Origin of the sequence: Acidovorax sp. Root219, from assembly GCF_001428665.1 — a bacterium.
Lineage (GTDB): Bacteria > Pseudomonadota > Gammaproteobacteria > Burkholderiales > Burkholderiaceae_C > Acidovorax.
The window spans coordinates 300,575-325,619 of the sequence record NZ_LMIJ01000046.1 but is presented as its reverse complement, the minus strand read 5'-3'; the positions used below and the strand labels follow the sequence as shown (position 1 = coordinate 325,619).

The window sequence follows — 25,045 nt, the reverse complement described above, 5'->3', positions numbered from 1 at the left end:
GCAGGGTTTCATCAAGAGCGGCGAGGCTCGCGGTATGCTCAGGCGCATGGGACTACTGCTGGACTCTTTCTGGCGCGCCGCGGCGTACTGCATGCGCCCCCGCGTCATCCTCCTCTCGCTGCTGCCATTGCTGCTGATGGCGGCGCTGGCGTTCGGGCTGGGCTACTTCTACTGGGATGTGGCGGTGCAGAGCATGCACTCACTTCTTGATGCCTCCCCCATGCTCAAGAATTTCTGGGGCTGGCTCGAGGGCTGGGGCCTGGGCAGCGTGGTGTCTGCGCTCGCCCCCATGATGGTCATCCTGGCGGCCACGCCGGTCCTGGTCGTGGTGTCGCTGCTGCTGGTGGCGGTGCTCATGACCCCGGCGCTCGTGACCCTGGTCGCCGAACGGCGCTTTCCCGACCTCGCGCGCAAGAAGGGCGGCTCCTTCTTCGCCAGCGTGGCCTGGTCCGTGGGCTCCACGGTGATGGCGCTGGTGGCGCTGGTGGTGTCCGTGCCGCTGTGGCTTGTGCCCCCGCTGGTGCTGGTGCTGCCGCCGCTGATCTGGGGTTGGCTCACCTACCGTGTGATGGCCTTCGACGCGCTGGCCGAGCATGCCAGCAAGGAGGAGCGCAAGCGGCTTTTCCAGCGCCACCGCGCCAGCCTGCTGGGCATCGGCATCATCACCGGCTACTTGGGCGCTGCACCCAGCATCGTCTGGGCATCGGGCGTGCTGTTCGTGGCCGCTTTTGCCATCCTGGTGCCGCTGGCGATCTGGATCTACATGCTGGTGTTCGCGTTCTCGTCGCTGTGGTTCACGCATTTCTGCCTGGCGGCGCTGCAGGAGCTGCGCGAGGACGATGTCCGCGCCACCATGCCCGTGCCCTCGCGCCTGCCGCTGGACACGCTGGCGCCCGCGCCCGCCATCGAAGACATCACGCCGCCCACCATCAGCGCGCCAGAGCCCGCAGCGGCCAGTCTGCCGGCCCCCGGCACCTTTCCTACCGATCCCCGCACCCCATGACCCCTACCTTCGGCCTCATCATCGTCGGCGACGAAATCCTCTCGGGCAAGCGTGCCGACAAGCACATGCCCAAGGCCATCGAACTGCTGGCCGCGCGCGGCCTGGCCCTGTCGTACGCGGACTACGTGGGGGATGACCCCGCGCGCATCACGGCCACGCTGCAGCGTGCCTTTGCCTCGGGCGACGTGGTGTTCTCGTGCGGCGGCATCGGTGCCACGCCGGACGACCACACCCGCCAATGCACGGCGCGGGCTCTGGGTACCGACCTGGCCCTGCACCCCGAGGCCGAGCGCCTGATCCGAGAGCGCATGCAGGACGTGGCGCGCGAGCAGGGCCTGCCCTACGAGCCCGACCGCCACGACAACCTGCACCGGTTGAACATGGGCATGTTCCCCGTAGGGGCACGCACCATTCCCAACCCGTACAACAAGATTCCCGGCTTCACCTGCGACAGCCCGGGAAGTGAGGGCGGCGCCGTGCACTTCGTGCCGGGCTTTCCGGTGATGGCCTGGCCCATGATCGAGTGGGTGCTGGACACCCTGTACGCCGAGCACTTCAACCGCACGCCCCAGACCGAACACTCGGTGGTGGTGTTCGGCGCCATGGAGGCAGCGCTCACGCCGCTCATGGAGCAGATAGAAAAATCGCACGCCGGGGTGCGGGTGTTCAGTTTGCCCAGCGTGGATCATCCACAATACGGGCGGCACATTGAACTGGGCGTCAAAGGCCCGGCGCAGGCGCTCCCCGCAGCATGGACGGACCTCAAAAATGGTCTGCACGAATTTGGTGCAGAGCTTGGCCCTGAAATGGTGCGCAACCTGTGATGCGCAATGGGGGCTGTCGCGATGCACCAAATTTGTGCGTTCAACCGTCCTCGCCAGACCCCAGGTCGGGCCGCTGCTCCGCGATAGTGCGGTGATTGCACCCCGCTGGCACGCAAACTGCTTTTATTTCGGCAAATTCTTTTTTCAACAAGCGCTTTTACCCAGGAGAACCTGATGGCCAAGACCGTTGCAGACGTGATGAAGATCGTGAAGGAAAACGAGGTCAAGTTCGTTGACTTCCGTTTTACCGATACCCGGGGCAAGGAACAGCACGTGACCGTGCCGGTTTCGCACTTCGATGAAGACAAGTTCACGTCGGGCCACGCATTTGACGGTTCGTCGGTGGCTGGCTGGAAGGGCATTGAAGCCTCGGACATGCAGCTCATGCCCGACCCCAACACCGCCAACATCGACCCCTTCTTCGAAGAAACCACGCTGTTCCTGCAGTGCGACGTGATCGAACCCGGTGACGGCAAGGCCTACGACCGCGACCCACGCTCCATCGCCAAGCGCGCCGAAGCCTACCTCAAGGCCTCCGGCCTGGGCGACACGGCCTTCTTCGGCCCAGAGCCAGAATTCTTCATCTTCGACGGCGTGCGCTGGTCCAATGAACCCGGCAAGGTCATGTTCGAGATCGAAGAGTACGAAGCCCCCTGGAACTCGGGCGCCAAGCTCGAAGGCGGCAACCGCGGCCACCGTCCCACCGTCAAGGGCGGCTACTTCCCCGTGCCTCCCGTCGACAGCACGCAGGACATGCGCGCTGAAATGTCCCTGATCCTCGAATCCCTGGGCATCCCGGTCGAAGTGTTCCACCACGAAGTGGCAGGCGCTGGCCAGAACGAAATCGGCACGCGTTTCAGCACGCTGGTCGAGCGCGCCGACTGGACGCAGGTCCTGAAGTACGTGGTCTGGAACGTGGCCAACGCCTACGGCAAGACGGCTACCTTCATGCCCAAGCCCTACGCTGGCGACAACGGCTCCGGCATGCACGTGCACCAGTCCATCTGGAAGGACGGCAAGAACCTGTTCGCAGGCGACGGCTACGCCGGCCTGTCGGACTTCGCGCTGTACTACATCGGCGGCATCATCAAGCACGCACGTGCCCTGAACGCCATCACCAACCCCGGCACTAACTCGTACAAGCGTCTGGTGCCCGGCTTCGAAGCCCCTGTGAAGCTGGCCTACTCGGCCCGCAACCGCTCGGCCTCGATCCGCATTCCTTACGTTGCCAACCCCAAGGGCCGCCGCATCGAAGCGCGCTTCCCCGATCCATCGGCCAACCCTTACCTGGCCTTCTCGGCCCTGATGATGGCCGGCCTGGACGGCGTGGAAAACAAGATCCATCCCGGCGAAGCCGCCACGAAGGATCTGTACCATCTGCCACCCGAGGAAGACAAGCTGGTGCCTACCGTCTGCCACAGCCTGGACCAGGCCCTGGAATACCTCGACAAGGACCGCAGCTTCCTGACCAAGGGTGGCGTGTTCACCGACTCCATGCTCGATGCCTATATCGACCTGAAGATGACCGAAGTCACGCGTTTCCGCATGGCTCCCCACCCTGTCGAGTACGACATGTACTACTCGCTGTAATCTGCCCCTCCCGGCGGTTACCCGAAAAGGCGGCGCAAGCCGCCTTTTTTCATGGTGCAGCCGATTCGGTGTGCATGGAACCAACACCGGCCAGGAAGCCTCTGAACCGGTGTATTGCCGTAGCGCCATCCGCCAGCGTTCGCCTTTGCCACCAGGGCCGCCCCGGCTTTGGACGGCCCTTGCCGCACCGTTAACCCCTCACGGCCGCAGCACTTGCCGGATTGGCGATGCGGGTTGATTCGGGGATACTCTCTGGCTGTACTGTGCATTTGCTGCTCGCGCGAGGAATTTCCATGAAGAAGACTGTTACCACCCTGTTGTTGCTTGCTGCCCTGGCCCCCGTTGCCGGCTGGGCCCAGGACCGCATCTACCGCTGTGGCAATGAGTACACGAACAACGCGACCCAGGCCAAGGAGCGTGGCTGCAAGCTGGTCGAAGGCGGCAATGTGACTGTGGTGCAGGGCTCGCGTCCAGCAGCAGCTGCAGGTGGCACTGCCGCGCCTGCCGCTGGCAGCGCCCCGTCTGCATCGCCGCCGAACGCCCCGCGCGTGAGCAGCAACGACCAGAAGGCCCGCGACTCCGATGCGCGTGCCATCCTCGAATCCGAACTGCGCAAGGCCGAGGCGCGCCATGCCGAGCTGGTCAAGGAATACAACGGTGGCGCGCCCGAGCGCAATGCCCTGGATCTGCGCAACCCGCAGCGCTACATCGAGCGCACGGCCGAGCTCAAGGCCAGCGTGTCCCGCAGCGAGAGCGACATCGCCGGCATCAAGCGTGAGCTGGGCCGCGTGGCACCCGCTAATTGAGCCAGACCCCGCGCGTGAGCACTCCCCCCGACAACACTTCCCCGTCCGATACCGAGCGGTTCCATTCGCTGGACCTGATGTCCACGCTGGTGGCGGTACTGCGCGCCGACGGCGCCGTGCAGTTCGCCAATGCGGCGCTGGAAAACACCCTTGGCTTGTCGCGCCGCACCCTCGAAGGGGGTGATTTCTCCACCTTCTTCACCGACCCGGCACTGTTGCAGACCGCGCTGGCCGGTGCGCGCGTGCAGGATTTTGCGGCGCTGCGCTACGAAGCCAGCCTGAAACGCCTGCACCAGGACCCCGTGCCCGTGCATGTCAACGTGGCGGCGGCGGAGCAGGCCGGTGAGATCTTGGTGGAACTGTGGCCGCTGGAGCAGCAGGCCCGCCAGGACCGTGAGGAGCGCCTGCTCGACCAGGCCCAGGCCAACAAGGAGCTGATCCGCAATCTGGCCCACGAGATCAAGAACCCCCTGGGCGGCATCCGTGGCGCGGCCCAGTTGCTGGAGATGGAGCTCGAAAGCCGCGAGCTCACCGAGTACACCCAGGTCATCATCCACGAGGCGGACCGCCTGCAAAGCCTGGTGGACCGCCTGCTGGCCCCGCACCGCCACCCGCACCTGGTGGGCGACGTCAATATCCACGAGGTGTGCGAGCGCGTGCGCTCGCTGGTGCTGGTGGAGTACCCGCAAGGCCTGCGTGTGCAGCGCGACTACGACACCTCCATCCCCGAGTTCCGTGGCGACCGGGCGCAGCTCATCCAGGCACTGCTCAACGTGGTTCAGAACGCGGCGCAGGCACTGGCCGAGCGCATTGCTGCGGGCGATGCGGTGATCACCTTGCGCACCCGCGTGGCCCGACAAGTAACGTTTGGTCGCCAGCGATATCGGCTGGCACTGGAATTGCATGTCATCGACAACGGACCGGGCGTACCCGATGCCATCAAAGAGCGTATTTTTTACCCTCTGGTGTCGGGTCGGGACGGCGGATCGGGGCTGGGACTCACGTTGGCACAAACCTTCGTACAACGGCACCACGGATTGATCGAATGCGACAGCGTACCGGGTCGCACCGACTTCCGATTCCTGATCCCCTTGCCCTGAGGTCCCTGACACGCAACCACAGGGAAGGTAAGACAAAGATATGAAGCCGATCTGGTTAGTAGATGACGACCCCTCGATCCGCTTCGTCCTGGAAAAGGCGCTGGCCCGGGAGAACCTGCCCACGCGCAGCTTCACCCACCCGCGCGAAGTGCTCGACGCGCTGGCCGACGTCACCGCAGGCGACCCCGCCCGCCAGGGCCCCCAGGTCCTGGTGAGCGACATCCGCATGCCTGGAGGCTCGGGCCTGCAGCTGCTCGAAAAAGTACGCGAACTGCAGCCCGGTCTGCCCGTCATCATCATGACGGCGTATTCCGACCTAGACAGCGCCGTTTCGGCCTTCCAGCGCGGCGCGTTCGAATACCTGCCCAAACCCTTCGACCTGCCCAAGGCGGTGGAGCTGATCCGCCGCGCGGTGGAAGAAAGCCAGCGCGAGGAAGTGACCGAAGAGCGCCAGGCCGAAACCCCCGAGATGCTGGGCCAGGCGCCCGCCATGCAGGACGTGTTCCGCGCCATCGGCCGGCTCAGCCAGAGCCAGGTCACGGTGCTGATCACCGGCGAATCGGGCTCGGGCAAGGAACTCGTGGCGCGCGCGCTGCACAAGCACTCGCCCTGCGCAGAGGGGCCCTTCGTGGCCATCAACACGGCGGCCATCCCCAAGGATCTGCTGGAATCCGAACTTTTCGGCCACGAGCGCGGTGCCTTCACCGGCGCCCAGACACAGCGGCGCGGCCGATTCGAGCAGGCCGAGGGGGGCACGCTCTTCCTCGACGAAATCGGCGACATGCCGTTTGACCTGCAGACGCGCCTCTTGCGCGTGCTGTCGGACGGCCAGTTCTACCGTGTGGGCGGCCATGCGGCCGTCAAGGCCCACGTGCGCGTGATCGCAGCCACCCACCAGGACCTGGAGCGGCGCGTCAAGGAAGGCGGTTTCCGCGAGGATTTGTTCCACCGCTTGAACGTCATCCGCCTGCGCCTGCCCGCATTGCGCGAGCGCCATGAAGACGTGCCCATGCTCACGCGCCACTTCCTGCAGCAAAGCGCGCGGCAGCTCGGTGTGGAGCCCAAGCGCATTGCCGACTCGGCCCTGGCCCGGCTGGAGCAGTTCGCCTTTCCGGGCAATGTGCGCCAGCTCGAAAATATCTGCCATTGGCTGACGGTGATGGCGCCCGCACAGGTCATCTCGCTGCAGGACCTGCCGCCCGAGGTGCTGGAGGCCCCGGTGTTCCAGGCGCCTGCGCGCGCCGCCGTGGCAGACGGCCATGCCGTGGCGCCACCGGCGGTGATTGCCATGCCTGTGGCTGCCATTGCGCACCCGCCCGAAATGGTGGGGGGGCTGCACGCCGTGGCGCCTTCGGCGCCGCAGTTCGTGGCGGCCGCGCCAGCGGCCGCCTGGGCTGCAGACACGGCCATCGGCGTGGCTGCGCCCGCCGCATCGGCCAGCCCCGTGCTGAGCTGGGAGCAGGCGCTGGAGGCCGAGGCGCAGAAGCTCCTGTCCGGCGGCCAGCCCGAGGTGTGGGATGCGCTCACGCGCCGCTTCGAGTCGCGCCTGATCCGCACGGCCCTGGTCGCCACCCACGGCCGCCGCATGGAGGCTGCACAGCGCCTGGGCATAGGCCGCAACACCATCACCCGCAAGATCCAGGAGCTGGGCCTGGACGCGCCGGACGAAGGCTGAGCTTTCCTGCCCGTGGGGCATGGTCAAAAGGGCTTCGGGACATGTTCCGAAGCCCTTTTTTCTTTGCTTGTCAGGGGATGCGCAGCGCTCCTACAGGTCGCGCCGGCAGGGCTGTGTAGGCTGTGAGGCCTGCTCCAAAGCTGAGGACCTGCCATGCACCTCGAAGGCTCCTGCCATTGCCGCGCCGTCCGCTTCTCGCTCAAAGCCGACAGTCCCGTGCCCTTCATGCACTGCCACTGCTCCATCTGCCGCAAGACGGCGGGCGGGGGCGGCTACGCCATCAACCTGGGCGGCGATGCACGTACGCTCAAGGTCCAGGGCGCCAGGCACCTGGGCACCTACCATGCGGTCATGCGCGAAGAGGGCCAGCGCGCCAGGCGCTCCAAGGCCGAGCGCAAGTTCTGCCTGCAATGCGGCAGCGCCCTGTGGCTGTGGGATCCGCGCTGGCCCGAGCTGGTCCATCCCCATGCCTCGGCCATCGACACCCCCCTGCCCAAGCCGCCGGAATTGGTCGAGGGCATGCTCGAATTTGTGGCCAACTGGGTCGACGTGCCCAAGGGCAAGGGCCACAGGCACTACCAGGCGTTTCCCGCCGAATCACTGGCCGAGTGGCATGAGCGGCATGGGCTCAAGGCGTAGCTCGGGCTGTGCTCGCTCCCTCAGGCATAGGCCACCCAGCCCCTGAACGCCAGCCCCGCATAGAACAGGCGAATGCCGCTGAAGCCAGCCTGCTCCAGCAGCGCTTCCTCCTCGTCCGGGCTGAGCAAGGGCAGGGCAGTATCGATGGCGGTGGCTGCCCGGCGTGCGGCCTCAGGGTCCACGCCCGATGCGATGGCGAAGGCGGCATAGCGCGAGAGCCAATGGCTGCGCTCGGCCTGCGATGCCTGCGGAAAGCTCAGGTGGGCTGTCACCAGGGGGGCGCCGGGCTGCAGGCGCTGGCGAATGGCCTGCAAGGTGGCCAGCCTTTCATCCAAGGGCAAGAAATGCAGGGTGAGCAGGCAGGTCGCGGCATCGAAGGGGCCTGCAGGCGCGGTGTGCACATAGCCGTGGTGAAAGTCCACGCGCGCCGCCAACGGCCCGAGCGTGTTTTGCGCCAGTTGCAGCATGGGCTCAGATGGGTCCACGCCCACAAAGCGCCACTGCGGCTGCGCCCGGGCGAAGACGCCCAGTTCCGCACCCCCGCCCGCGCCGACCACAAGCACCTTGGCCAGGGGCGGCGCACGCTCGGCCAGCAGCACGCCGGCCATTTTCTGCAGGTCGTCCGAGCCGGGCACCAGGCGGCGGGTGCGGTCTGCATAGGACGCGACGGCCTGGGGATCGGCGAACGGAGCGCTCGGGTTGGCGCTGGTGGAGGACATAGACATGGCTGCGTGGAATTCAAGTAACTTTAATTGTTGCATATTTGTTGAGCTCGCTGCAAGCCAGCGCTGGCTGGTGCCAGCATGGGTCGCCGACAATGGGACCGCTGATCCGAGGACCCATGACTCCACCCGCTACAACCGATACCTTTACTACCGTACTGCCGGCCGTGGGCAGCCTGCAGGACCCGGCCCTGCTGCGGCGCCTGCTGCGTGCCAAGGACTGGATGGACGCAGCCTCGCAAGAGGCCTGGCCCGTGGAACGATTGGCCGAGGTGAGCGGTGTCTCGCAGGCGCACTTTGCGCGCTCGTTCAAGCAGGCCTTCGGCGTTCCGCCGCACCGCTACCTGCTCACGCGGCGCATCGAGCAGGCGTCGACCCTGCTGCGCGACACCGACTGGCCTGTCACCGACATCGCGTTTGCCACCGGCTGGGAGAGCTTGGGCACGTTTGGCCGCATCTTTCGCGACATCACCGGCAAAAGCCCCAGCGTGCTGCGGCGGGAGGCACGGGCCGAGGTGGGGCCGCTCGCCAGCATGCCGGCGTGCATCCTCAAGGCCGCAGAGCGGCCGGACCTCACGATCGCAGTTTTGGAGAAGCGCCGCCGCGCAGCGGCCGGTACAAACAGGTCTTCGACAAGCAAGGAGATCGAGTGATGACGACAGCGATGATGGACCCGCCCACCCAGGGCATCGGTGTGGTGGGCGTGTACGTGGACCATCAGGACAAGGCGCTGGCCTTCTATGTGGACCAGCTCGGCTTTCGCGTGCACACGGACGTGCGCAATGGCAGCTACCGCTGGCTCACGGTGCAGCACCCGGAGCAGCCCTCGTTCCAGCTCGGGCTGTTCGCCCCGGGGGCGCCCCTGCACGATGAAGCCACGGCCCAGACGCTGCGCGCCATGGTGGCCAAGGGCGCCATGCCGCCCCTGGTCTGGCATGTGGCCGATTGCCGTGCCCTCTGTGCGACGTTGCGCGAGCGCGGCGTGGAGTTCACGCAGGAGCCGGTGGACCGCTATGGCAATGTCGATGCGGGCTTTCGCGATCCTGCGGGCAACGGCTGGAAGCTCATCCAGTTGGCCCAGGGGGCCCCGCTATGAACGGCCTGGGGCTCTGGCTGCGGCGCACCCACCGCTGGGTGTCCATGGTGTTCACCTTGACCATCGTTGCCAACTTCGTGGCCATGGCTCAGGGTGTCCCGCCCGCGTGGGTCACCTATGCACCCTTGGCACCGCTGGCACTGCTGCTGCTCACTGGGCTGTACCTGTTCGTGCAGCCCTGCCTTGCGCGGTGGCGAACCAACACGCACCACGGCTGACAGGCGTAGCCGAACGGTCATCTGGCAGTCGCCCGGCATGTGCGGCCAATGAACGGCACAATCGCGCGGCAGCAAGGCCGGACCTTGCCTCGCCCGGTCCCGTTTTCGTATCGCCATGACTGCTGCCGGTGCCTGGTGCGCCGGCACTGGTGCTTCTGCATTTCTGCCCCATGCAATCTCCGCTGCCCGTCTTCGCCCTGCTGTTCAATGCCTTCGTATGGGGCCTGGCCTGGTGGCCGTTCCGGTTGATGCATGGGGCGGGCCTGCACCCGCTGTGGGCCACGGCCGCGATGTATGCGGTGGTGCTGCTGGGCCTGCTGACCCTGCGGCCGGGCATCCTCGCGCAGGTGCGCCAGCACCCGGGGCTGTGGCTGCTGGCGCTGGCATCGGGCCTGAACAACGTGGCCTTCAATTGGGCCGTGACGGTGGGCGATGTGGTGCGCGTGATCCTGCTGTTCTACCTCATGCCCGCCTGGGCGGTGCTGCTGGCCTGGCGCATCCTGGGCGAGCGGCCCACGCCCATGGCCATCGCGCGGCTGCTGCTGGCCTTCACCGGCGTGGTCCTGGTGCTGCTGCCCGGGGACGCATCGCCTGCCAGCCTGCTACAGGGCCTGTCCATGGCCGATGGCCTGGCATTGATGGGCGGTTTCATGTTCGCCCTGGTCAACGTGACTGTGCGCCGCCTGCACGCCGTGCCGGGGCAGGCGCGCATGTTCGCCATGTTCGGCGGCTGCATGCTGATGGCGCTGCTGGCGGCCTTTGTCGGTATGCAGTTCGGGGTGGTGGACCCCTTCCCCGCCTTCAACGCCACCTGGGCCGTCACCGGGCTGCTGCTGTCGGGCGTGCTGATGCTGGGCAACTGGGCTCTGCAGTTCGGCGCCTCGCGCCTGACGGCGGGCACCACTGCCGTGGTGATGCTGTCGGAGGTGGTGTTCGCCAGCGTGTCCTCGGTGCTGCTGTCGGCCTCGCAGCTGGAGCCGCGCACGGTGCTGGGGGGCTCGCTGATCCTGCTGGCGGCGCTGCTCGCGTCCTTGCGGCGCTAGCCGGGTAGACGCGCTGCGGCCCGCTTGAGCGCCGCCGCAAATGCCAGCGCTGCAGGCTTTGGCTGCGTGCCGCGCCGCGACACCAGGTACAGGTCCAGGTGCGCCACGGGCTCGCGCAGCATGGCCACCCCGAGGCCCTGGCGCAGGCATTCCTCCATCGCGAACGAGGGGATGATGGCGTGGCCCCGGCCGGCGCGCACCATGCCGATGATGGTACCCAGCAGGTTCATGCGCGGGCGTTCCTCGTGTGTGCGGCCCAGGCGGGACAGGTGCTTTTCGATCACCACCTGGATCGGATTGCCCGAGGGCAGGCTCACCAGGGGCAGGCCTGCGAGGCTGCTCCAGGGCAGGCTTTCCGCGAGACCGCTGCTGCCTGCGCCGGGCGGGCTGATGCGCATGAGCCGGAACTTGCACAGGGGCTGGCGCGACAGGCCCACGGCCGGCTTGACGAAGAAACCGAAGCCGATGTCGGCATCGCCTTCGAGCACTTCCTGGCGCACGGTACTCACCTCGACATCCGCCAAGTGCACCTGCACCTGGGGATGCGTCTCTGCAAAGCCGCGCACCACGTCGGGCAGCAGGCTGGCCGAGATCATGGGCGTGGCCGCCACCAGCAGGCGTGAGCGCACGGCGGACTCGCTGCCATCGAGCACGGCACCCAGCGTGCGCAGCTCGCCGACGATGCGCTCGGCCACCGGCTGCAGCCGCCGGCCGGCATCGGTGAGCGTGAGCGAGCGCGTGGTGCGGTTGAAAAGGCGCGCACCCATCTGCTCCTCCAGCTCCTTGACCAGCATGCTCATGCCCGAGGGCGACAGATGCACCTGCTCGGCCGCCTTGGCGAAGCTCTGCAGGCGTGTCACCTCCAGAAAGGCGTGCAGCTGGCGGCTGCTGACATTCATCAGCTTTGTTGACGAATTCATCAGAAATTTCCGTTTGATTCAAATCAAGACTGTCGTTGTAATTGTGGTCCAACTTCCAAAGAGACAAAGCCATGACCCTTGCCACTTCGTTGCCGCCGTCCTCCCTTCAACGCAGGCGCCTGGTGCTCGGCGCCCTGGCCACGGTGGCGGCGCCCCTGGTCCGGGCGCAGGCCAGTGGTGCGGATACGCCGGTGCGCCTGGTCGTGCCGTTCACGCCTGGCACGGGCATCGACCTGATCGCGCGCCAGATCGCGGCCCCGCTGTCCGAGCGGCTCAAGCGGCCCTTCTTCGTCGACAACAAGGCGGGCGCCTCGGGGATCATCGGTACGCAGGAAGTGGTGCGTGCGCCAGCCGACGGCGCAACGCTGCTGGTCAGCGTGAACACGCTGGTGATGAACATGGCGCTGTACCCCAAGCAGGGCTTCAACCCCCTGACCGATCTGCAGCCCGTGGGCCAGACGAGCTGGGGGCAACTGCTGCTGGTGGCCAGCGAGGGCTCGAAGATCCAGTCGCTCAAGGAACTGGTCGAACGCGCGAAGGCCAAGCCCGGTGCGCTCAACTACGGCTCGCCCGGCGCGGGCACGCCGCACCACCTGGCGATGGAGCTGCTCAAGAACCGGGCGAAGATTTCGCTCACGCACATCAGCTACCGGGGCACGGCGCCTGCCGTGACCGACCTGCTGGGCGGGCAGATCGACGCGATGTTCCTGCCCATCCACGTGGCCTTGCAGCATGTGAAGGCGGGCAAGCTCAAGGCGCTGGCCATCAGCTCCGAAACGCCCCATCCGCTGCTGCCCGAAGTGCCTTCGCTGAACAGCCTGAAGCTCGGTGACCTCAATGTGGACATGTGGTACGGCGTGTTCGCCCCGGCCGGCACGCCCCGCGCCTATGTCGACCGGCTGAACACCGAGCTGCGCGAGGTGCTGGCGGCGCCTGCCGTGGCCAAGTCCTTCGAGACCCAGGGCATGACGCCCGCCCACAGCACGCCCGATGCCTTCAAGAAGCTCGTGGCGGCAGACGCCAAGCGCTGGTCTGACCTGATCAAGGCCCAGGGCATCACCGCGGAATGAACCAGAAAGCAATGAACACAATGAGCAACAAGGACCAGGCCATGGCAGAGCAGCAGGACGCCGAGGTGGTCATCGTCGGCGGTGGGCCCGTGGGCATGGGGCTGGCCATCGAGCTGGGCCAGCGTGGCGTGCGTACCATCGTCGTGGAGCGCTACCAGCAGCCCCAGCCCATCCCCAAGGGACAGAACCTGACCCAGCGGACCATGGAGCACTTCCATTTCTGGGGGGCCGAAAAGGAGCTGCGTGCCGCCCGCACCATCCCCGTGGAATACGGCATCGGTGGCCTGACGGCGCACGGCACGCTGCTGGGCCCCCACAGCTACGACTGGCTGCAGCGCGACCTGGTCAAGCCCTATTACTTCACCGGCAACGAGCGGCTGCCGCAGTACGCGACGGAGGCGGTGCTGCGTGCCCGTGTGGCCGAACTGCCCTCGGTGCAGACCGTGTACGGCTGGGAGGCCAAGGCCGTGGTGCAGGATGCCGACGGGGTGTCGGTCACCATCACCGAGCGTGGTGGCAGCGGCGAACGCGTGCTGCGCAGTGCCTATGCCGTGGGGTCGGACGGCGCACGCTCCGTCGTGCGTGAGCAGGCGGGCATCACCCAGACCCGCACCGACCATGACCGCATGATGGTGTTGCTGGTGTTCCGCTCGCCCGGCCTGCACCAGTTGCTCGAACGCTACCCCGGCAAGTCCTACTACAACGTGCTGCAGCCCGAACTCCAGGGCTACTGGAAGTTCTTTGGCCGGGTGGACCTGGGCAACACCTGGTTCTTCCACGCCCCCGTGCCGCCAGGCACGACCAAGGACAACTTCGATTTTGCGGCCTACCTGCACGAAGCGGTGGGTGCTCAATTCGATGTGGAGTTCGAGCACATCGGATTCTGGGACCTGCGCTTCATGCTGGCCGACAGCTACCGCAACGGCCGCGTCTTCGTCGCCGGCGATGCGGCGCACAGCCACCCGCCCTACGGAGGCTATGGCGTCAACTCGGGGCTCGAGGATGCGCGCAACCTGGGCTGGAAGCTGGCCGCCGTGCTGCAGGGCTGGGGTGGTGAGCGCCTGCTCGATTCGTACGACGGCGAGCGCCGGCCGGTGTTTGCCTCCACAATGCGCGACTTCATCGCCAAATCCATCGACACGGACCGCGAGTTCCTCGACACCCACGACCCGGCGCGCGACCTTGTCGCCTTCGAGACCGCCTGGAATGCGCGTGCCCAGGGCGCCGTGGGCGAGGTGCATGCCTTCGAGCCCCACTACGAGGGCTCAAGCGTGGTCTGGGGCTGCGAGGGCCGCACCAGCAGCGCCAAGGGATCGCACCGCTTTGACGCGCGGCCTGGGCACCACCTGGCGCCTGCCGTGCTGCCCTCGGGCAGGAACGTTTACGAGGAACTGGGCCCCGGCTTTTCCCTGTTGGCCTTTGGCGTCGATCCCCAGGCGGTCCAGGCCTTTCTCGATGCCGCCGAGGCCAAGGCGCTGGCGTTGACCGTGGTTCAGGCGCAGGGCGCTGGCGAGCATGAACGCTACGGCGCGCAACTGGTGCTGGTGCGCCCGGACCAGTTCGTCGCCTGGACCAGCAGCGAGGCCGGCATGTCGGCGGCCCATGCCCGCGAGGTGCTGGAGCGTGCCGCTGGCGGGCTTTTGGAGACGGTCGCCGTTTGACCCCATGCGCCGCGTTGGTTGCAGGTTGTTGCCTCTTCGGTAGCGCCTGCAGCCGAGTGGCGGGATGGCCTGGGGCTCTGCACGCGCGGGGGGCCCTCTGTCCTACACCTGCACCCTCTGCATGCCGACCCTGGCGGCGAGAGCTGCCAACCACAATGAAGTCACTGTCAACCAACCGGAGACTTCTTATGTCGGATTTCAACGATGCCAACCGCGATCCCCTGACCAATGAACCTGGTGCCCACCCCGTGGGTACGGGTGTGGGTGCTGCCATGGGCGGCGCTGCAGCCGGTGCTGCTGCGGGGGCGTTCGGCGGTCCCGTCGGCGCCGCCATCGGCGGGGTTGCCGGTGCTGTGGTCGGTGGCCTTGCAGGCAAGGCTGCTGGCGAAGCCGTCAACCCCACGAACGAAGACGCCTACTGGCGCGAGAACTACCACCGTGAACCCTATTACGTGGGTGGCCGCAGCTACGACCAATACCGCCCTGCCTATGAGCTGGGTTGGAGTTCGGTGGGGCGCTATGAAGGCAACTTCGACGCCGTCGAACCCCGTCTGGCCGATGACTGGCGCGCCCGCCATGGCAACGATGGCCTGGCCTGGACGGATGTTCAGCCCGCCACCCGCGCTGCCTACGAACGTGCCTACAACAGCCAGCCGCTGGAAGTCACTGGCGAGATCGACAACGACGACGTGATCGACACCTTGAACGATCTGCTGGAATCGGCCCGCGACGGCGAGTATGGCTTTCACGCCAGCGCCGAACACGCCGATGCGGGCGAACTCAAGGGCATCTTCCAACGCCACTCGCGTGAATGCGCAGCCGCAGGTGCCGAACTGGAGCGCGAGATCCGCGCCCGCGGCGGCGAGCCCGTTAGCGGCGGCACCGTGGCAGGTGCACTGCACCGGGGCTGGGTGTCCGTGAAGACGGCGCTCTCCACGCAGGACGACAAGGCCGTGCTGGAAGAGTGCGAGCGCGGTGAAGACGCTGCGGTGGCCCGCTACCGCAAGGCCTTGAAGGCCAACCTGCCCCAGGACCTGCGTGCCCTGGTACAGCGCCAGGCCGATGGTGCCCAACGCAACCACGACGAGGTGAAGGCCCTGCGCGACAGCTTCAACCCCGCACGTTGATGATCTGCGCGTGATCAGCCGGCTTGCCTGAATCCCAGTCCTCCTGTTCGCAGGCAGACTGGGAAGTGGCCAGCCGCATCCGTGAGGGCATTGCCGTGCTTTGAAAGAGAAGGCATCGCAGTTGCTCCCCCGCCATCGCCGCCATGGGCTTTGCCCATGGCGGCGATGTGCGTTGGGGCTCAGAAAACAGCGCGATGGGCCGTGGAAGTTTTCGCACCACAGCTTTTCTGCAGCGCTGGCCCGGCCCTGAACGGCGGCCCGTGCAATGGCACCGGTGGCCGCCCGCCTGCCATCATTCCAGCGTCACCACCACCGGTGCGTGGTCGCTGGGCTGCGGGTTCTTGCGCGGGGCGCGATCCACCACGCAGGCCGTCACGCTGCTGCGCAGTGCTTCACTCACCAGGATATGGTCGATGCGCAGCCCCCGGTTCTTCTGGAAGCCCAGCATGCGGTAGTCCCACCACGAGTAGATCTTCTCGGGCTGCTCGAACATGCGGAAGCTGTCCGTGAGGCCCAGCTCCAGCAGCGCCTTGAAGTGGTTGCGCTCTTCGGAGGTGTGGTGGATGGTCTCGCGCAGGCCCACCGGGTCGTAGGAGTCGCGGTCTTCGGGCGCCACGTTGAAGTCGCCCACCAGGGCCAGCCGCGGGTGGGCCGCCATCTCGGCGCGCACCAGGTCCTGCAGGGCCTGCAGCCAGCGCATTTTGTAGGCGAACTTTTCCGAGCCGGGTTCCTGGCCGTTGACGAAGTAGCCGTTGATCAGGCGCAGCGGGCCGGTGGGCGTGTCCAGCGTGGCGATGATGACGCGCGCCTGCTCGTCCGCATGCGCCGGGATGTTGCGCACCACGTCCGCCAGCGGGTGGCGGCTCAGGATGGCGACGCCGTTGTAGGTCTTCTGGCCAAAGGCAACGGCCTCGTAGCCGGCCTCCTTGAAGGCGTCGTGCGGGAACTTGTCGTCGGTGAGCTTGAGCTCCTGCAGGCCGATGGCATCCACCGGGTTGGCGGCCAGCCAGGCCAGCACCTGGGGCAGGCGCACGGAAAGGGAATTGACGTTCCAGGTCGCGATCTTCATCACCATCATTGGTCCTTGCTTTTTCAGTCGTCCATGGCGGGGCACCGCCGCCGCTGCACCACCACGGTGGGCGCGCTGGGGTGCATCCTATCCTCGATTGGCAGGGGGGTGCCTAGCGCCCTGCAAAGTGGAGCGCTGCGGGAGTGGGGTGCGGCGAAAGCTCCATACGCAGGACATATGCAGATGCCCTGAAAATACTATTGGATTTCATGGAGTTGCAGGCTTATCGTTGGCACAAATAAAACGCTGGAGACAAGCCTTGCCATTCGATTTCACGCTGCCGCTGGCGGCCGCGGCTCTGCCCGCCGGCCCTGCAGGCCAGATGCCTTTTCCCATGCACCCGTTCCCGGGCAGACCGCTGCCTGCCCAAGCCCGTAGAACGTAGACACGTTCTTGCTGCGGGTGGTGCGGGCGTTTGCGCCGCTGCCCGACCGGCCCGAGGCTGCCCGCCGGGCCTCGCGCCTCTTTGCCCTTGCTCTCAATCTCCCACTTCGTATTCCGTCCCCGGAAGGGCATTGCCATGTCTACGCCAAACGCATCCCACGTCCTGCAGCAAATCTTCATCCTCGCCACTGGCAACGCTGCACCTGCCAGTCTGCTCGCCGAGTTCGAGGCGGTGGTGGCCGCCGACGGTAACTACGGCCGGGTGGCGGCGGCGTTCGAGGCGGCCATGGGGCAGATGTCGGCCAGCCGGGGCGTCGGGGCCACGGTGCAGCAATTGGCGCTCAACGGCCTGGGGGTGGTGCTCTCGGCCGAAGGGGGGCTGGCCGTGGCGCAGCTGGCGCTGGAGCAGGGCCTCACCACCTGGGCCAAACTGATGGATTTCCTGGTCAACGCCGATGTGGGCATCTACAACGCGCTGGACCACCGCGCCGAAGCGGCCAACGCCTTCAACACCGCGCTGGCCAGCCAGAACAAGGGCGCGCTGTTCGCCGGGGAAGGCGTGGCGGCGGCCGTGCACACCCTGCTGCAGGGCATCGGCGCCACGGATGCCAGCATGGCCGCGGGCATCAGCGGCGTACAGGCACTGGCTGGCAGGCTCACCGCCGCCGGCATCCAGGGCCATGTGGCCGATGGCTACCTCAAGGGCGCTACCGTGTTTGCGGACGCCAATGGCAACCACCGGCTCGATGCGGGCGAGTGGTCCACCACCACCGATGGCGCAGGCGGCTTCACGCTGCCGGCCAGCGCACAGGGAACGCTGGTGGCCACCGGCGGCACCGACCTGCTCACCAACAAGGCTTTCAAGGGAATGCTCACCGCACCGGCGGGCAGCACGGTGGTGAACCCCATCACGACCCTCGTGCAGGCGCTGATGGACAAAGGTGGTGCCACCACCACGGTGGAGCAGGCCATGGCCCTGCTCGCCAAGGTGCTGAACCTGCCGGCCGGCATCAACCTGTTGACCTACGACCCGCTGGCCGTGCTGGCCAGCAGCAGTGCCAGCACTGCCGAGAAGGCCGTGGCGCTGGGTTACCAGAAGGTGGCGGTGGCCCTGGTGAACGTGGTTGGCATCGGCGCGGCCGCCCTGGATGCGGCCGAGGCCAAGGCGGGGCAGCCGGGCGTGGCCACGCCGCATGCGGGCCAGGCCGGCGCGGCAGCGGGCACGCTGATTGCGTCCCTGGCGGATGCCCTGGCAGGCGCGCCGGGGACAAGCGGCGGCGTGGCCAACCTGTCGGACGCCGCCTTCCTGTACGCCATCGTGGCGGATGCCGCGGGCGACTATGGCCTGCGGCTGGATGCCACCAGCCTGGACCTCATCAGCAAGGTGGTGGATGCTGCCAACGATGCGGTCGGCGCCGCCACCACGGTGGCCGTGCTGGGCCAGGTGGCTGCAGCGGCCAGCAATGCGGCGGGCTCGGTGGCCACGGGCAATTTCCAGGCGGCGGCCAATGGTTTCACGGGCGCTGCCTTCGCGGCGGTGGTGCAGCAGCAGGCCGTGGGTGAACTGGCGCCTGGGGTGTCCGCCGGCCAGGGCGGCAACCCGCCACCGGCATCCGGTGGCGGCGGTGACGCGGGCGGCGGGACGCCAGGCCCGGTGGACACGCAGGCCCCGGTTTTGACCATCACCAGTTCTGCCGCCGCGCTCAAGGCGGGCGGCACCGCGACCATCACGTTCACCTTCAGCGAAGACCCGGGCACGAGTTTCACCGCCGCGGACATCACGGCCACCGGCGGCACGCTGGGCGCGCTGAGCGGCACGGGCCTGGTGCGCACGGCCACGTTCACGGCCACGGCGTCCGCCAACCTCGACGCGGGCGGGCACATTGTGGTGGCCAAGGACAGCTACAGCGACGCGGCCGGCAACAAGGGCGCGGCAGCGGCCGTGGACATCGCCACGGTGTTCAACCCGGTGCTGTTCGTGGGCAACAGCGCCACGTTCGCACGCATCGACCCGGCCATGTCGTACAACACCTACGACGCGGCGACCAACCCCTTCGGCGTGCACGACCTGACCTCACCAGCCAATGGCGGGAGCTTCACCAACCTGACCGGTGCCAACCTCTACGAGCCGCACCCCTGGGGCGGCGTGGCGGGGTTGTTCGACAAGTTCGCCGACCAGGTGGGCCTGGGCTACGACGTATCCCTGTCCACCCGCAACGCGGCCACGCTCAAGGGGCACTACCTGAACTCCTCTGCCGCCAACTGGGACATGCGCGGCAACATCGCCAGCCAGAAGTGGGAGATCGTGGTGCTGCAGGACCAGACAGACGAACCGCTGCCCTCGGGCTCCGGTTCCATCACCTTCGCGGCGGGCAGCGCCACGGCCAACCTGGTCATCACGCCCACGGCCGATGGGGCCAAGGAATACGACGAGACCCTGGCGCTCAAGCTGGCCGCGTCGGCAGGCAACTACCGTGTGGGCACCAGCTCCGCGGTGGGTACCACCCTCCTCAACGACGACCCCACTGCGCCCGCCACCAACCCGGCCCTGGCCACGGTGTCGCTGGCGGCCAGCCCCGGCCAGGTGACGGAGGATGGCACGGCCAACCTGGTTTTCACCTTCACGCGCACCGGCTCCACGACCAGCGACCTGGTCGTGGGTTTCACCGCCTTCCGCGATGGCAGCACGTCGCCATCGGTCTCGAACACGGTGTCTGCCAGCCAGGATCTGGAGCTGTACAACACCGCCAGCGGCGCGTTCTCGGCTGCGGGAGGCGCAGGCACTTCACCCTATCGCTTCACCAATGGCGGTGGCTTTGCGACCAGCGCCGATACGGGCGCGGCAACCACCACGGGCGCGGTTTCCTTCACGTCCAACACGGGCACCATCACCATCAAGGCAGGCCAGACCTCGGCCAGCATCACGCTGGACCCGCGCGCCGACAGCACCGTGGAAGCCGACGAGGGGGTCCGCATCACGCTGGCACACCCGGCCACCGGCACGGACTACAACCTGGGCACGCTGGGCGCCGTCTCCGGCACCATCGTCAACGACGACTTCGCGGCCGGCACCGACACCAGCCTGCCCAATGTGACGCTGGGCCTGAGCTCGGCCGCAGGCGTATACGAGAACGCCGGCCAGAACCTGGTCTACACCTTCACGCGCAGCGGCGACACCAGCGCCGCGCTCACAGTGAATTTCACGGCCGACGGCACGGCCACCTACTTCGCGACCGACTCGGCCAAATCGGATTTCGGCATCTCGGGCAACGCGACGCTCACCACCACCTCGGGTGCCAATGCCGACATCGGCGAGTTCCAGAAGTACGCCACGGCGATCGAGAACTTCGTGCACACCGGGGTGGCCGATACCACGACGCAGCCCGGCACCACCATCGCGGGCAACCCGAATGCCGACACGTCGACCGACATGTACCTGTATGCCACCTGGGCGCGGCCCGACATGGTGGCCGGGGCCTACGACATGCTCACCTCGCGCACCCTCAATGGGGCCGGCGCCTACGAGGGCACGGGGGACATCAGCCGGTCGGACACCCAGGCCACGGCCTACTACCTCACGCTCGAGGGCATGACCACCGACCTGCAGAGTGCCTATGCCAACCTGGCCGCCGTCAACCCCGACTTCGTGGGCGTGGCGCCGGTGGGCACGGCGTTCATGAGCGCCGTGCAGAACGGCCTGGCCATCCGCGACCCCTACACGGAGACGGGCGGAGCGAGCGTGTCCGGCGGCGGCAAGATCAACCTGTGGCACGACGACAACCTGCATGCGAGCAAGTACGGCTCCTACCTCTCGGGCCTGGTGCTGTTCGAGACGCTCACCGGCCTGGATGCGCGGTCAATGGGCGCGGGCGACAAGGTGGCGAGCGACCTGGGCATCGACCCGGCCACGGCCGTGGCGCTGCAGAAGGTGGCTTCGGCCACGCTGGGCTTCAACCAGGGCTACCAATGGAGCGCCCCCGGCAAGGTGGCCGACCTGGGCGGCACCAATGCCAGCGTCACGCTGGCCACGGCCGGCGGTTTCAGCTTTGCGGACCCGGCCTTTGCGGCGCACACCGTGAGCGTCACGCCCACAGCCGGCGCCCTGGGCACGCTGACCGCCCAGGTGCGTTCCGACGGCCACACCGGCCAGGTCAACTGGCTCTATACCGTGGGCAACCAGACCATCGACCCGCTGCTGGCCAGCGGCCAGCAGCGCCACGACCAGTTCACCGTGACCCTGGACGACGGCCATGGGCATATGAGCACACGCCTGGTGGACATCACGCTGGTGGGTACGACCGTCTGAGGCCGGTTTACCATCTTGGGGTGGTGGGCAATGCGCAGCAAGCTGTGCTCCGCGTCACAGCCTCGCGGGCCGCACCGGCCTATTATTTCCAAGCCGGCCTCCAAGCGGCATCCCCTCTTGCGACAAGCAAGTTGCTGCCCGCCTCCGTGCGGGCTTTTTTTTGCGGGCCTGGCAGGCGGTGAACTTCTGGCCGCCTGGCGGTTCAGACAGCGGGGCGCGACGGCGCGAACGCTGCCCCTCGCCACAGACTCCCGAAAATAACAAGGAACAAGCAAACATGAGCAGCAGATTCATCAGAACCCTGGTCGCGTCCGCAGTGCTGGCCGGCGCATCGGGCGCCGCCATGGCCGCAGGCGGTCCGCTCGACGGCGTCTACCAGTGCGCGGTGGCTGGCACCGGCGTGTTCGTCACGGTCAGCGGCCAGCCCAGCGGGCCGTCGATGTTCACCATCGCGGCCCTGGGCCCCAGCAATGCCCTGTATGGGTACGGCATGGGCACGGCCACGGCCTCGTCGTTCACCGGCACCACCAGCTTCAACCTGCCGTTCACGCTGTCGGTGAGCCAGGGCAACCTGATCGGCAGCATGGGCGTGCTGCAGGGAAGCACGGCCGCCCAACTGCCGGTGAACTGCGCCAAGCTGTTCTGAGCCTGTCCACTCAAGAGTGAGCTCGCCTGCTCAGTCCTTGCGTCGCTCCAGCGTCACGAAGCTGTAGGGCAGTCCGTTCTTGGAGGTGTGCGTGCTGCGCGCCGTCTCGTGCCAGCCGGCATCGAGCACGGGCGCGTGGGCGTCGCCCTCGAAGTCCTGCGCAATCTCGGTGACTTCAATGCGGTCGGCCAGGGGCTGGGCTTCGGCGTAGACCTGGGCACCGCCGATCACCCACACTGTCTGGCCGGCGCTCGCGTGCTGCAGGGCCTCCTGCAGGCTGGCGGCGCGCACGGCGCCCTCGACCTGCCAGTCGGCCTGGCGGGTGATGACGATGTTCGTGCGGCCCGGCAGCGGTCGAAAGCGCGGCGGCAGCGAATCCCAGGTCTTGCGGCCCATCACGACCGGGCAGCCCTGGGTCAGCGACTTGAAGCGCGCCATGTCCTCGGGCAGGTGCCAGGGCAGGACGTTGTCCTTGCCGATCACGCCGTTGGCGGCGCGGGCGTAGATCATGTGCACGGGCATGGCGGCTCCTTCGTTTTCGCTGGTCTTCGTCAGATGTGCAGGGTTGCCAGCACGCCCACGACGAGGCCAATGCCAGCCACGCCGTACATGCCGTACTCCAGCCACTTCTTGCGGGTGAGCAGGGCAATCGCGGCCAGGGCGATCGCCACCTGCAGCGCCGTGGTGGCCTGGGCCCAGCGGTGGTGCTGGTGCATCTGCTCTTCGCTCTGGCGGTCGAATTGGTGGCTGTCGGCCTCGAGCTTTTCCGCAGCGACCTTGATCTCGTTCTTCTCGCTCTCGTAGCGCTCCACCTTGGTCTGGTAGCCAGCCTTGCGGTCATCGGACGCCAGGTCGCGGGCCAGCTCGGCCAGGGACTGCTTGGTGCTCTTGGACTGGAAGTAGTTCCACTGGTTGGAGGCCTCTGTCTTCTTGATGGCCGCGTCGTTCTTGAGCAGGCCGGCATTGGCCTGTGTGGCGCCGCCCATGTACGAGAAGATGGCGCCCACCGTGGCGACGATGGCCGTGAACATCGCGATCTTGCTCATGGACGAGCCGCCGCCCTCCTTGCCGTGGCCCGCTGCGTGGTCGTCGCCGTGGCCCTGGGTGGCATGCTCGACTGCGTGGTCGTGGGGGCCGTGTACGTGAAATCCGCCGGAAGACATAGGGGGTGCTCTTTGTAGTTCGTGAAGGGAGACAGGGGAGATCAGGCAGGGCACCGTGGCGCCTGCGCTGCAGGGATCGCAGGAGGGCGAAGAGGGATCAGACCGCTACGGGCGCCTTGATGGCGGGGTGGCACTGGTAGTCCAGCACCTCGAAGTCCTCGAACTGGTAGTCGAAGATGCTGTCTGGCCGGCGCTTGATGTGCAGCGTGGGGTAGGGGTAGGGCGTGCGTGCCAGCTGGGTCTGCACCTGCTCGTGGTGGTTGCTGTAGACGTGGCAGTCGCCACCGGTCCAGATGAAATCGCCCACGTCCAGGTCGCACTGCTGGGCCACCATGTGGGTCAGCAGTGCATAGCTGGCGATGTTGAAGGGCACCCCGAGGAAGATGTCGGCACTGCGCTGGTACAACTGGCAGCTCAGGGTGCCGCGGCCACCAGGCTCCTGCGCGGGTGCCACATAGAACTGGAAGAAGGCGTGGCAGGGCATGAGCGCCATCTTGTTCAGCTCGGCCACGTTCCAGGCGCTCACGATGATGCGGCGCGAGTCGGGGTTGGTTTTCAGCGTCTTGATGACGTCGCTGATCTGGTCGATGTGGCCGCCGTCCGGCGTGGGCCAACTGCGCCACTGAACGCCGTACACCGGCCCCAGGTCGCCGTCCTCGCGTGCCCATTCGTCCCAGATGGTGACGCCGCGCTCCTTGAGCCAGTTGTTGTTGCTCGACCCCGTGAGGAACCACAGCAGCTCCTGGATGATGGAGCGCAGGTGCACCTTCTTGGTGGTGACCAGCGGAAAGCCTTCTTTCAGGTCGAAGCGCATCTGGTGCCCGAACACGCTGGTCGTGCCCGTGCCCGTGCGGTCGGACTTGTGCACGCCGTGCGTGAACACATGGCGCATGAAGTCCTCGTACTGGGAGCGCACGGGGCGGGCGGGCTGGGCAGTGGCTGCCAGGGTGGCAGAAGGCTGGGTCATGGGGTCGATCACTCGCGTTGGGAGGGCGTGGTCATCAAGGGATGGCCATTGCCGACTGCGGATTTTATGCGGAGCGGGAGAATGCGGCGTCTGCCTCCCATACTCCGACTTTGCCATGACAACTTCTGCCGCGCCCGTCACCATCCGTCCCCTCGAAGCCGCCGACTGGCCCGCCGTGTGGCCCATCCTGCGCACCACCTTCCAGGCAGGGGACACGTATTCCTTTGCACCGGACAGCACCGAGGCCGAGATCCACAGGGCCTGGGTAGAACTGCCTGCCACCACCTTCGTCGCCTGCGGCGTGGGCGGGGAAATTGTGGGCACCTATTTCATCAAGCCCAACCAGACCGGGTTGGGCGCCCATGTGTGCAACTGTGGCTATGTGGTGGCGCCGGCCGCGCAACGTCTGGGCGTGGCTTCGCTGATGTGCGAACACTCCCAGCAGCAGGCCGTGGCCATGGGCTTTCGGGCCATGCAGTTCAACCTCGTGGTGGCCAGCAACGTGCGCGCCGTGCGGCTGTGGCAGCACCTGGGCTTTGCGGTCGTGGGCACGCTGCCGGGCGCCTTCAGGCACCGCACGCTGGGCTATGTGGATGCCCATGTGATGTTCAAGACGCTGGTGGCTTGAGCTTTTTCTGCAAACAACAAAGGCCCCGAAGGGCCTTGCTGTGGGTTGGCGACAGGGGCCATGGCCCGAGTACCAGGGGAAACACTTCCACATGGTGGCGGCACCCACGACCGTGAGATGCCACCACCATGGGAAGGCCCGCAACTCTTACATCGAGCCGAGTTCGCCCGAAGAGATCTTGCCCATGCGCACGGCGTCGGCAGCCTGGGCTTGCACGGCAGCGCGGTCGGCGGTCGATTGGTAAGACACCACGCGCGAACCAGCGGGTTCGGTGCTGCGGGTCTTGGCCACGGTGGCAGCGTCGGCCACCACTTCGACACGGGTGCGGCTGGTCTCGAACTTCGTGGCGAACTGCGAAGCGTCGGCTTCGTCAGCCTGGGCACCGAAG

General features: G+C 67.0%; 24 protein-coding genes. 17 read left to right on the top strand and 7 right to left on the bottom strand.

Features of this window, described 5'->3' with window-relative positions; translation table 11 throughout:
- Nucleotides 1–34 precede the first annotated feature (34 nt).
- From ASE28_RS29960 to ASE28_RS29930, 7 genes are all read left to right on the top strand, one after another.
- Complete coding sequence (locus ASE28_RS29960) at nucleotides 35–1,003, top strand: EI24 domain-containing protein (protein WP_200964009.1); 969 nt, start codon at nucleotides 35–37, stop codon at nucleotides 1,001–1,003.
- Nucleotides 1,000–1,827 (top strand): molybdopterin-binding protein, encoded by an 828-nt coding sequence (locus ASE28_RS29955; protein ID WP_057269654.1) that lies wholly within the window; start codon nucleotides 1,000–1,002, stop codon nucleotides 1,825–1,827. Before ASE28_RS29960 ends, ASE28_RS29955 begins: the two co-directional genes overlap by 4 nt.
- A gap of 174 nt (nucleotides 1,828–2,001) precedes the next feature.
- Entirely contained in the window at nucleotides 2,002–3,417 is a 1,416-nt protein-coding gene (gene glnA / locus ASE28_RS29950; RefSeq protein WP_007854205.1) for a type I glutamate--ammonia ligase, read from the top strand.
- Nucleotides 3,418–3,710: 293 nt separating this feature from the next.
- The gene (locus tag ASE28_RS29945) at nucleotides 3,711–4,223 is read left to right on the top strand and encodes a hypothetical protein (protein ID WP_057205517.1); all 513 of its coding nucleotides are present in this window, start codon (nucleotides 3,711–3,713) and stop codon (nucleotides 4,221–4,223) included.
- Between the two features lie 77 nt (nucleotides 4,224–4,300).
- On the top strand, nucleotides 4,301–5,323 hold the full coding sequence (gene glnL, locus ASE28_RS29940) for a nitrogen regulation protein NR(II) (protein ID WP_057205519.1): 1,023 nt from the start codon (nucleotides 4,301–4,303) through the stop codon (nucleotides 5,321–5,323).
- Nucleotides 5,324–5,363: 40 nt separating this feature from the next.
- Nucleotides 5,364–6,998 carry a nitrogen regulation protein NR(I) gene (gene ntrC, locus ASE28_RS29935; RefSeq protein ID WP_057269653.1) on the top strand — a complete coding sequence of 545 codons (1,635 nt, stop codon included), beginning with the start codon at nucleotides 5,364–5,366 and terminating at the stop codon, nucleotides 6,996–6,998.
- Between the two features lie 153 nt (nucleotides 6,999–7,151).
- On the top strand, nucleotides 7,152–7,637 hold the full coding sequence (locus ASE28_RS29930) for a GFA family protein (RefSeq protein WP_057269652.1): 486 nt from the start codon (nucleotides 7,152–7,154) through the stop codon (nucleotides 7,635–7,637).
- A 20-nt stretch (nucleotides 7,638–7,657) separates the two neighbouring features.
- On the opposite strand, the gene ASE28_RS29925 is transcribed toward ASE28_RS29930, so the two are convergent.
- Nucleotides 7,658–8,362 (bottom strand): class I SAM-dependent methyltransferase, encoded by a 705-nt coding sequence (locus tag ASE28_RS29925; RefSeq protein ID WP_057269651.1) that lies wholly within the window; start codon nucleotides 8,360–8,362, stop codon nucleotides 7,658–7,660.
- Between the two features lie 116 nt (nucleotides 8,363–8,478).
- Here ASE28_RS29925 and ASE28_RS29920 point away from each other — a divergent pair, with 116 nt between their 5' ends.
- The 4 genes from ASE28_RS29920 (at nucleotide 8,479) to ASE28_RS29905 (ending at nucleotide 10,716) form a co-directional block, all read left to right on the top strand.
- Nucleotides 8,479–9,012, top strand: coding sequence for a helix-turn-helix domain-containing protein (locus ASE28_RS29920; RefSeq protein ID WP_057269650.1), 534 nt, complete (start codon nucleotides 8,479–8,481; stop codon nucleotides 9,010–9,012).
- The gene (locus ASE28_RS29915) at nucleotides 9,012–9,455 is read left to right on the top strand and encodes a VOC family protein (protein ID WP_057269649.1); all 444 of its coding nucleotides are present in this window, start codon (nucleotides 9,012–9,014) and stop codon (nucleotides 9,453–9,455) included. The genes ASE28_RS29920 and ASE28_RS29915 overlap by 1 nt, the downstream gene beginning before the upstream one ends.
- Nucleotides 9,452–9,673, top strand: a complete 222-nt coding sequence (locus tag ASE28_RS29910) for a hypothetical protein (protein WP_057269648.1) — start codon at nucleotides 9,452–9,454, stop codon at nucleotides 9,671–9,673. Before ASE28_RS29915 ends, ASE28_RS29910 begins: the two co-directional genes overlap by 4 nt.
- A 170-nt stretch (nucleotides 9,674–9,843) precedes the next feature.
- Nucleotides 9,844–10,716 (top strand): DMT family transporter, encoded by an 873-nt coding sequence (locus ASE28_RS29905; protein WP_057269678.1) that lies wholly within the window; start codon nucleotides 9,844–9,846, stop codon nucleotides 10,714–10,716.
- Here the strand turns inward: ASE28_RS29905 and ASE28_RS29900 are convergent.
- Nucleotides 10,713–11,636: a LysR family transcriptional regulator gene (locus ASE28_RS29900; protein WP_082604390.1), complete on the bottom strand. Its 924-nt coding sequence runs from the start codon at nucleotides 11,634–11,636 to the stop codon at nucleotides 10,713–10,715. The two genes, ASE28_RS29905 and ASE28_RS29900, sit on opposite strands and share 4 nt — an antisense overlap.
- A 71-nt stretch (nucleotides 11,637–11,707) precedes the next feature.
- On the opposite strand from ASE28_RS29900, the gene ASE28_RS29895 reads away from it, so the two are divergent.
- The 3 genes from ASE28_RS29895 (at nucleotide 11,708) to ASE28_RS29885 (ending at nucleotide 15,494) form a co-directional block, all read left to right on the top strand.
- Nucleotides 11,708–12,706 carry a tripartite tricarboxylate transporter substrate binding protein gene (locus ASE28_RS29895; RefSeq protein WP_057269647.1) on the top strand — a complete coding sequence of 333 codons (999 nt, stop codon included), beginning with the start codon at nucleotides 11,708–11,710 and terminating at the stop codon, nucleotides 12,704–12,706.
- Nucleotides 12,707–12,717: 11 nt separating this feature from the next.
- A complete protein-coding gene (locus tag ASE28_RS29890) occupies nucleotides 12,718–14,367 on the top strand; it encodes an FAD-dependent monooxygenase (protein WP_057269646.1) in 1,650 nt (549 codons plus the stop codon).
- A gap of 188 nt (nucleotides 14,368–14,555) precedes the next feature.
- Nucleotides 14,556–15,494: a PA2169 family four-helix-bundle protein gene (locus ASE28_RS29885; protein WP_057205542.1), complete on the top strand. Its 939-nt coding sequence runs from the start codon at nucleotides 14,556–14,558 to the stop codon at nucleotides 15,492–15,494.
- A 292-nt stretch (nucleotides 15,495–15,786) separates the two neighbouring features.
- On the opposite strand, the gene xth is transcribed toward ASE28_RS29885, so the two are convergent.
- Entirely contained in the window at nucleotides 15,787–16,563 is a 777-nt protein-coding gene (xth, locus tag ASE28_RS29880) for an exodeoxyribonuclease III (protein ID WP_057269677.1), read from the bottom strand.
- A gap of 520 nt (nucleotides 16,564–17,083) precedes the next feature.
- On the opposite strand from xth, the gene ASE28_RS29875 reads away from it, so the two are divergent.
- The gene (locus ASE28_RS29875; RefSeq protein WP_057269645.1) at nucleotides 17,084–21,253 is read left to right on the top strand and encodes an S-layer family protein; all 4,170 of its coding nucleotides are present in this window, start codon (nucleotides 17,084–17,086) and stop codon (nucleotides 21,251–21,253) included.
- Nucleotides 21,254–21,530: 277 nt separating this feature from the next.
- Nucleotides 21,531–21,899: a hypothetical protein gene (locus tag ASE28_RS29870; RefSeq protein ID WP_057269644.1), complete on the top strand. Its 369-nt coding sequence runs from the start codon at nucleotides 21,531–21,533 to the stop codon at nucleotides 21,897–21,899.
- Between the two features lie 30 nt (nucleotides 21,900–21,929).
- Here the strand turns inward: ASE28_RS29870 and ASE28_RS29865 are convergent, their stop codons facing one another.
- From ASE28_RS29865 to ASE28_RS29855, 3 genes are all read right to left on the bottom strand, one after another.
- Nucleotides 21,930–22,421 carry a dihydrofolate reductase gene (locus tag ASE28_RS29865; protein ID WP_057269643.1) on the bottom strand — a complete coding sequence of 164 codons (492 nt, stop codon included), beginning with the start codon at nucleotides 22,419–22,421 and terminating at the stop codon, nucleotides 21,930–21,932.
- Nucleotides 22,422–22,450: 29 nt separating this feature from the next.
- Nucleotides 22,451–23,062 (bottom strand): DUF4337 domain-containing protein, encoded by a 612-nt coding sequence (locus tag ASE28_RS29860; RefSeq protein ID WP_057269642.1) that lies wholly within the window; start codon nucleotides 23,060–23,062, stop codon nucleotides 22,451–22,453.
- Between the two features lie 97 nt (nucleotides 23,063–23,159).
- Nucleotides 23,160–24,029: a thymidylate synthase gene (locus ASE28_RS29855; RefSeq protein WP_057269676.1), complete on the bottom strand. Its 870-nt coding sequence runs from the start codon at nucleotides 24,027–24,029 to the stop codon at nucleotides 23,160–23,162.
- A gap of 115 nt (nucleotides 24,030–24,144) precedes the next feature.
- Between ASE28_RS29855 and ASE28_RS29850 the strand changes: the two genes are divergently transcribed.
- Nucleotides 24,145–24,657, top strand: a complete 513-nt coding sequence (locus tag ASE28_RS29850) for a GNAT family N-acetyltransferase (protein WP_057269641.1) — start codon at nucleotides 24,145–24,147, stop codon at nucleotides 24,655–24,657.
- A 147-nt stretch (nucleotides 24,658–24,804) separates the two neighbouring features.
- On the opposite strand, the gene ASE28_RS29845 is transcribed toward ASE28_RS29850, so the two are convergent.
- A partial coding sequence (locus ASE28_RS29845) for a hypothetical protein (protein ID WP_057269640.1) occupies nucleotides 24,805–25,045 on the bottom strand: 241 nt, incomplete at its 5' end.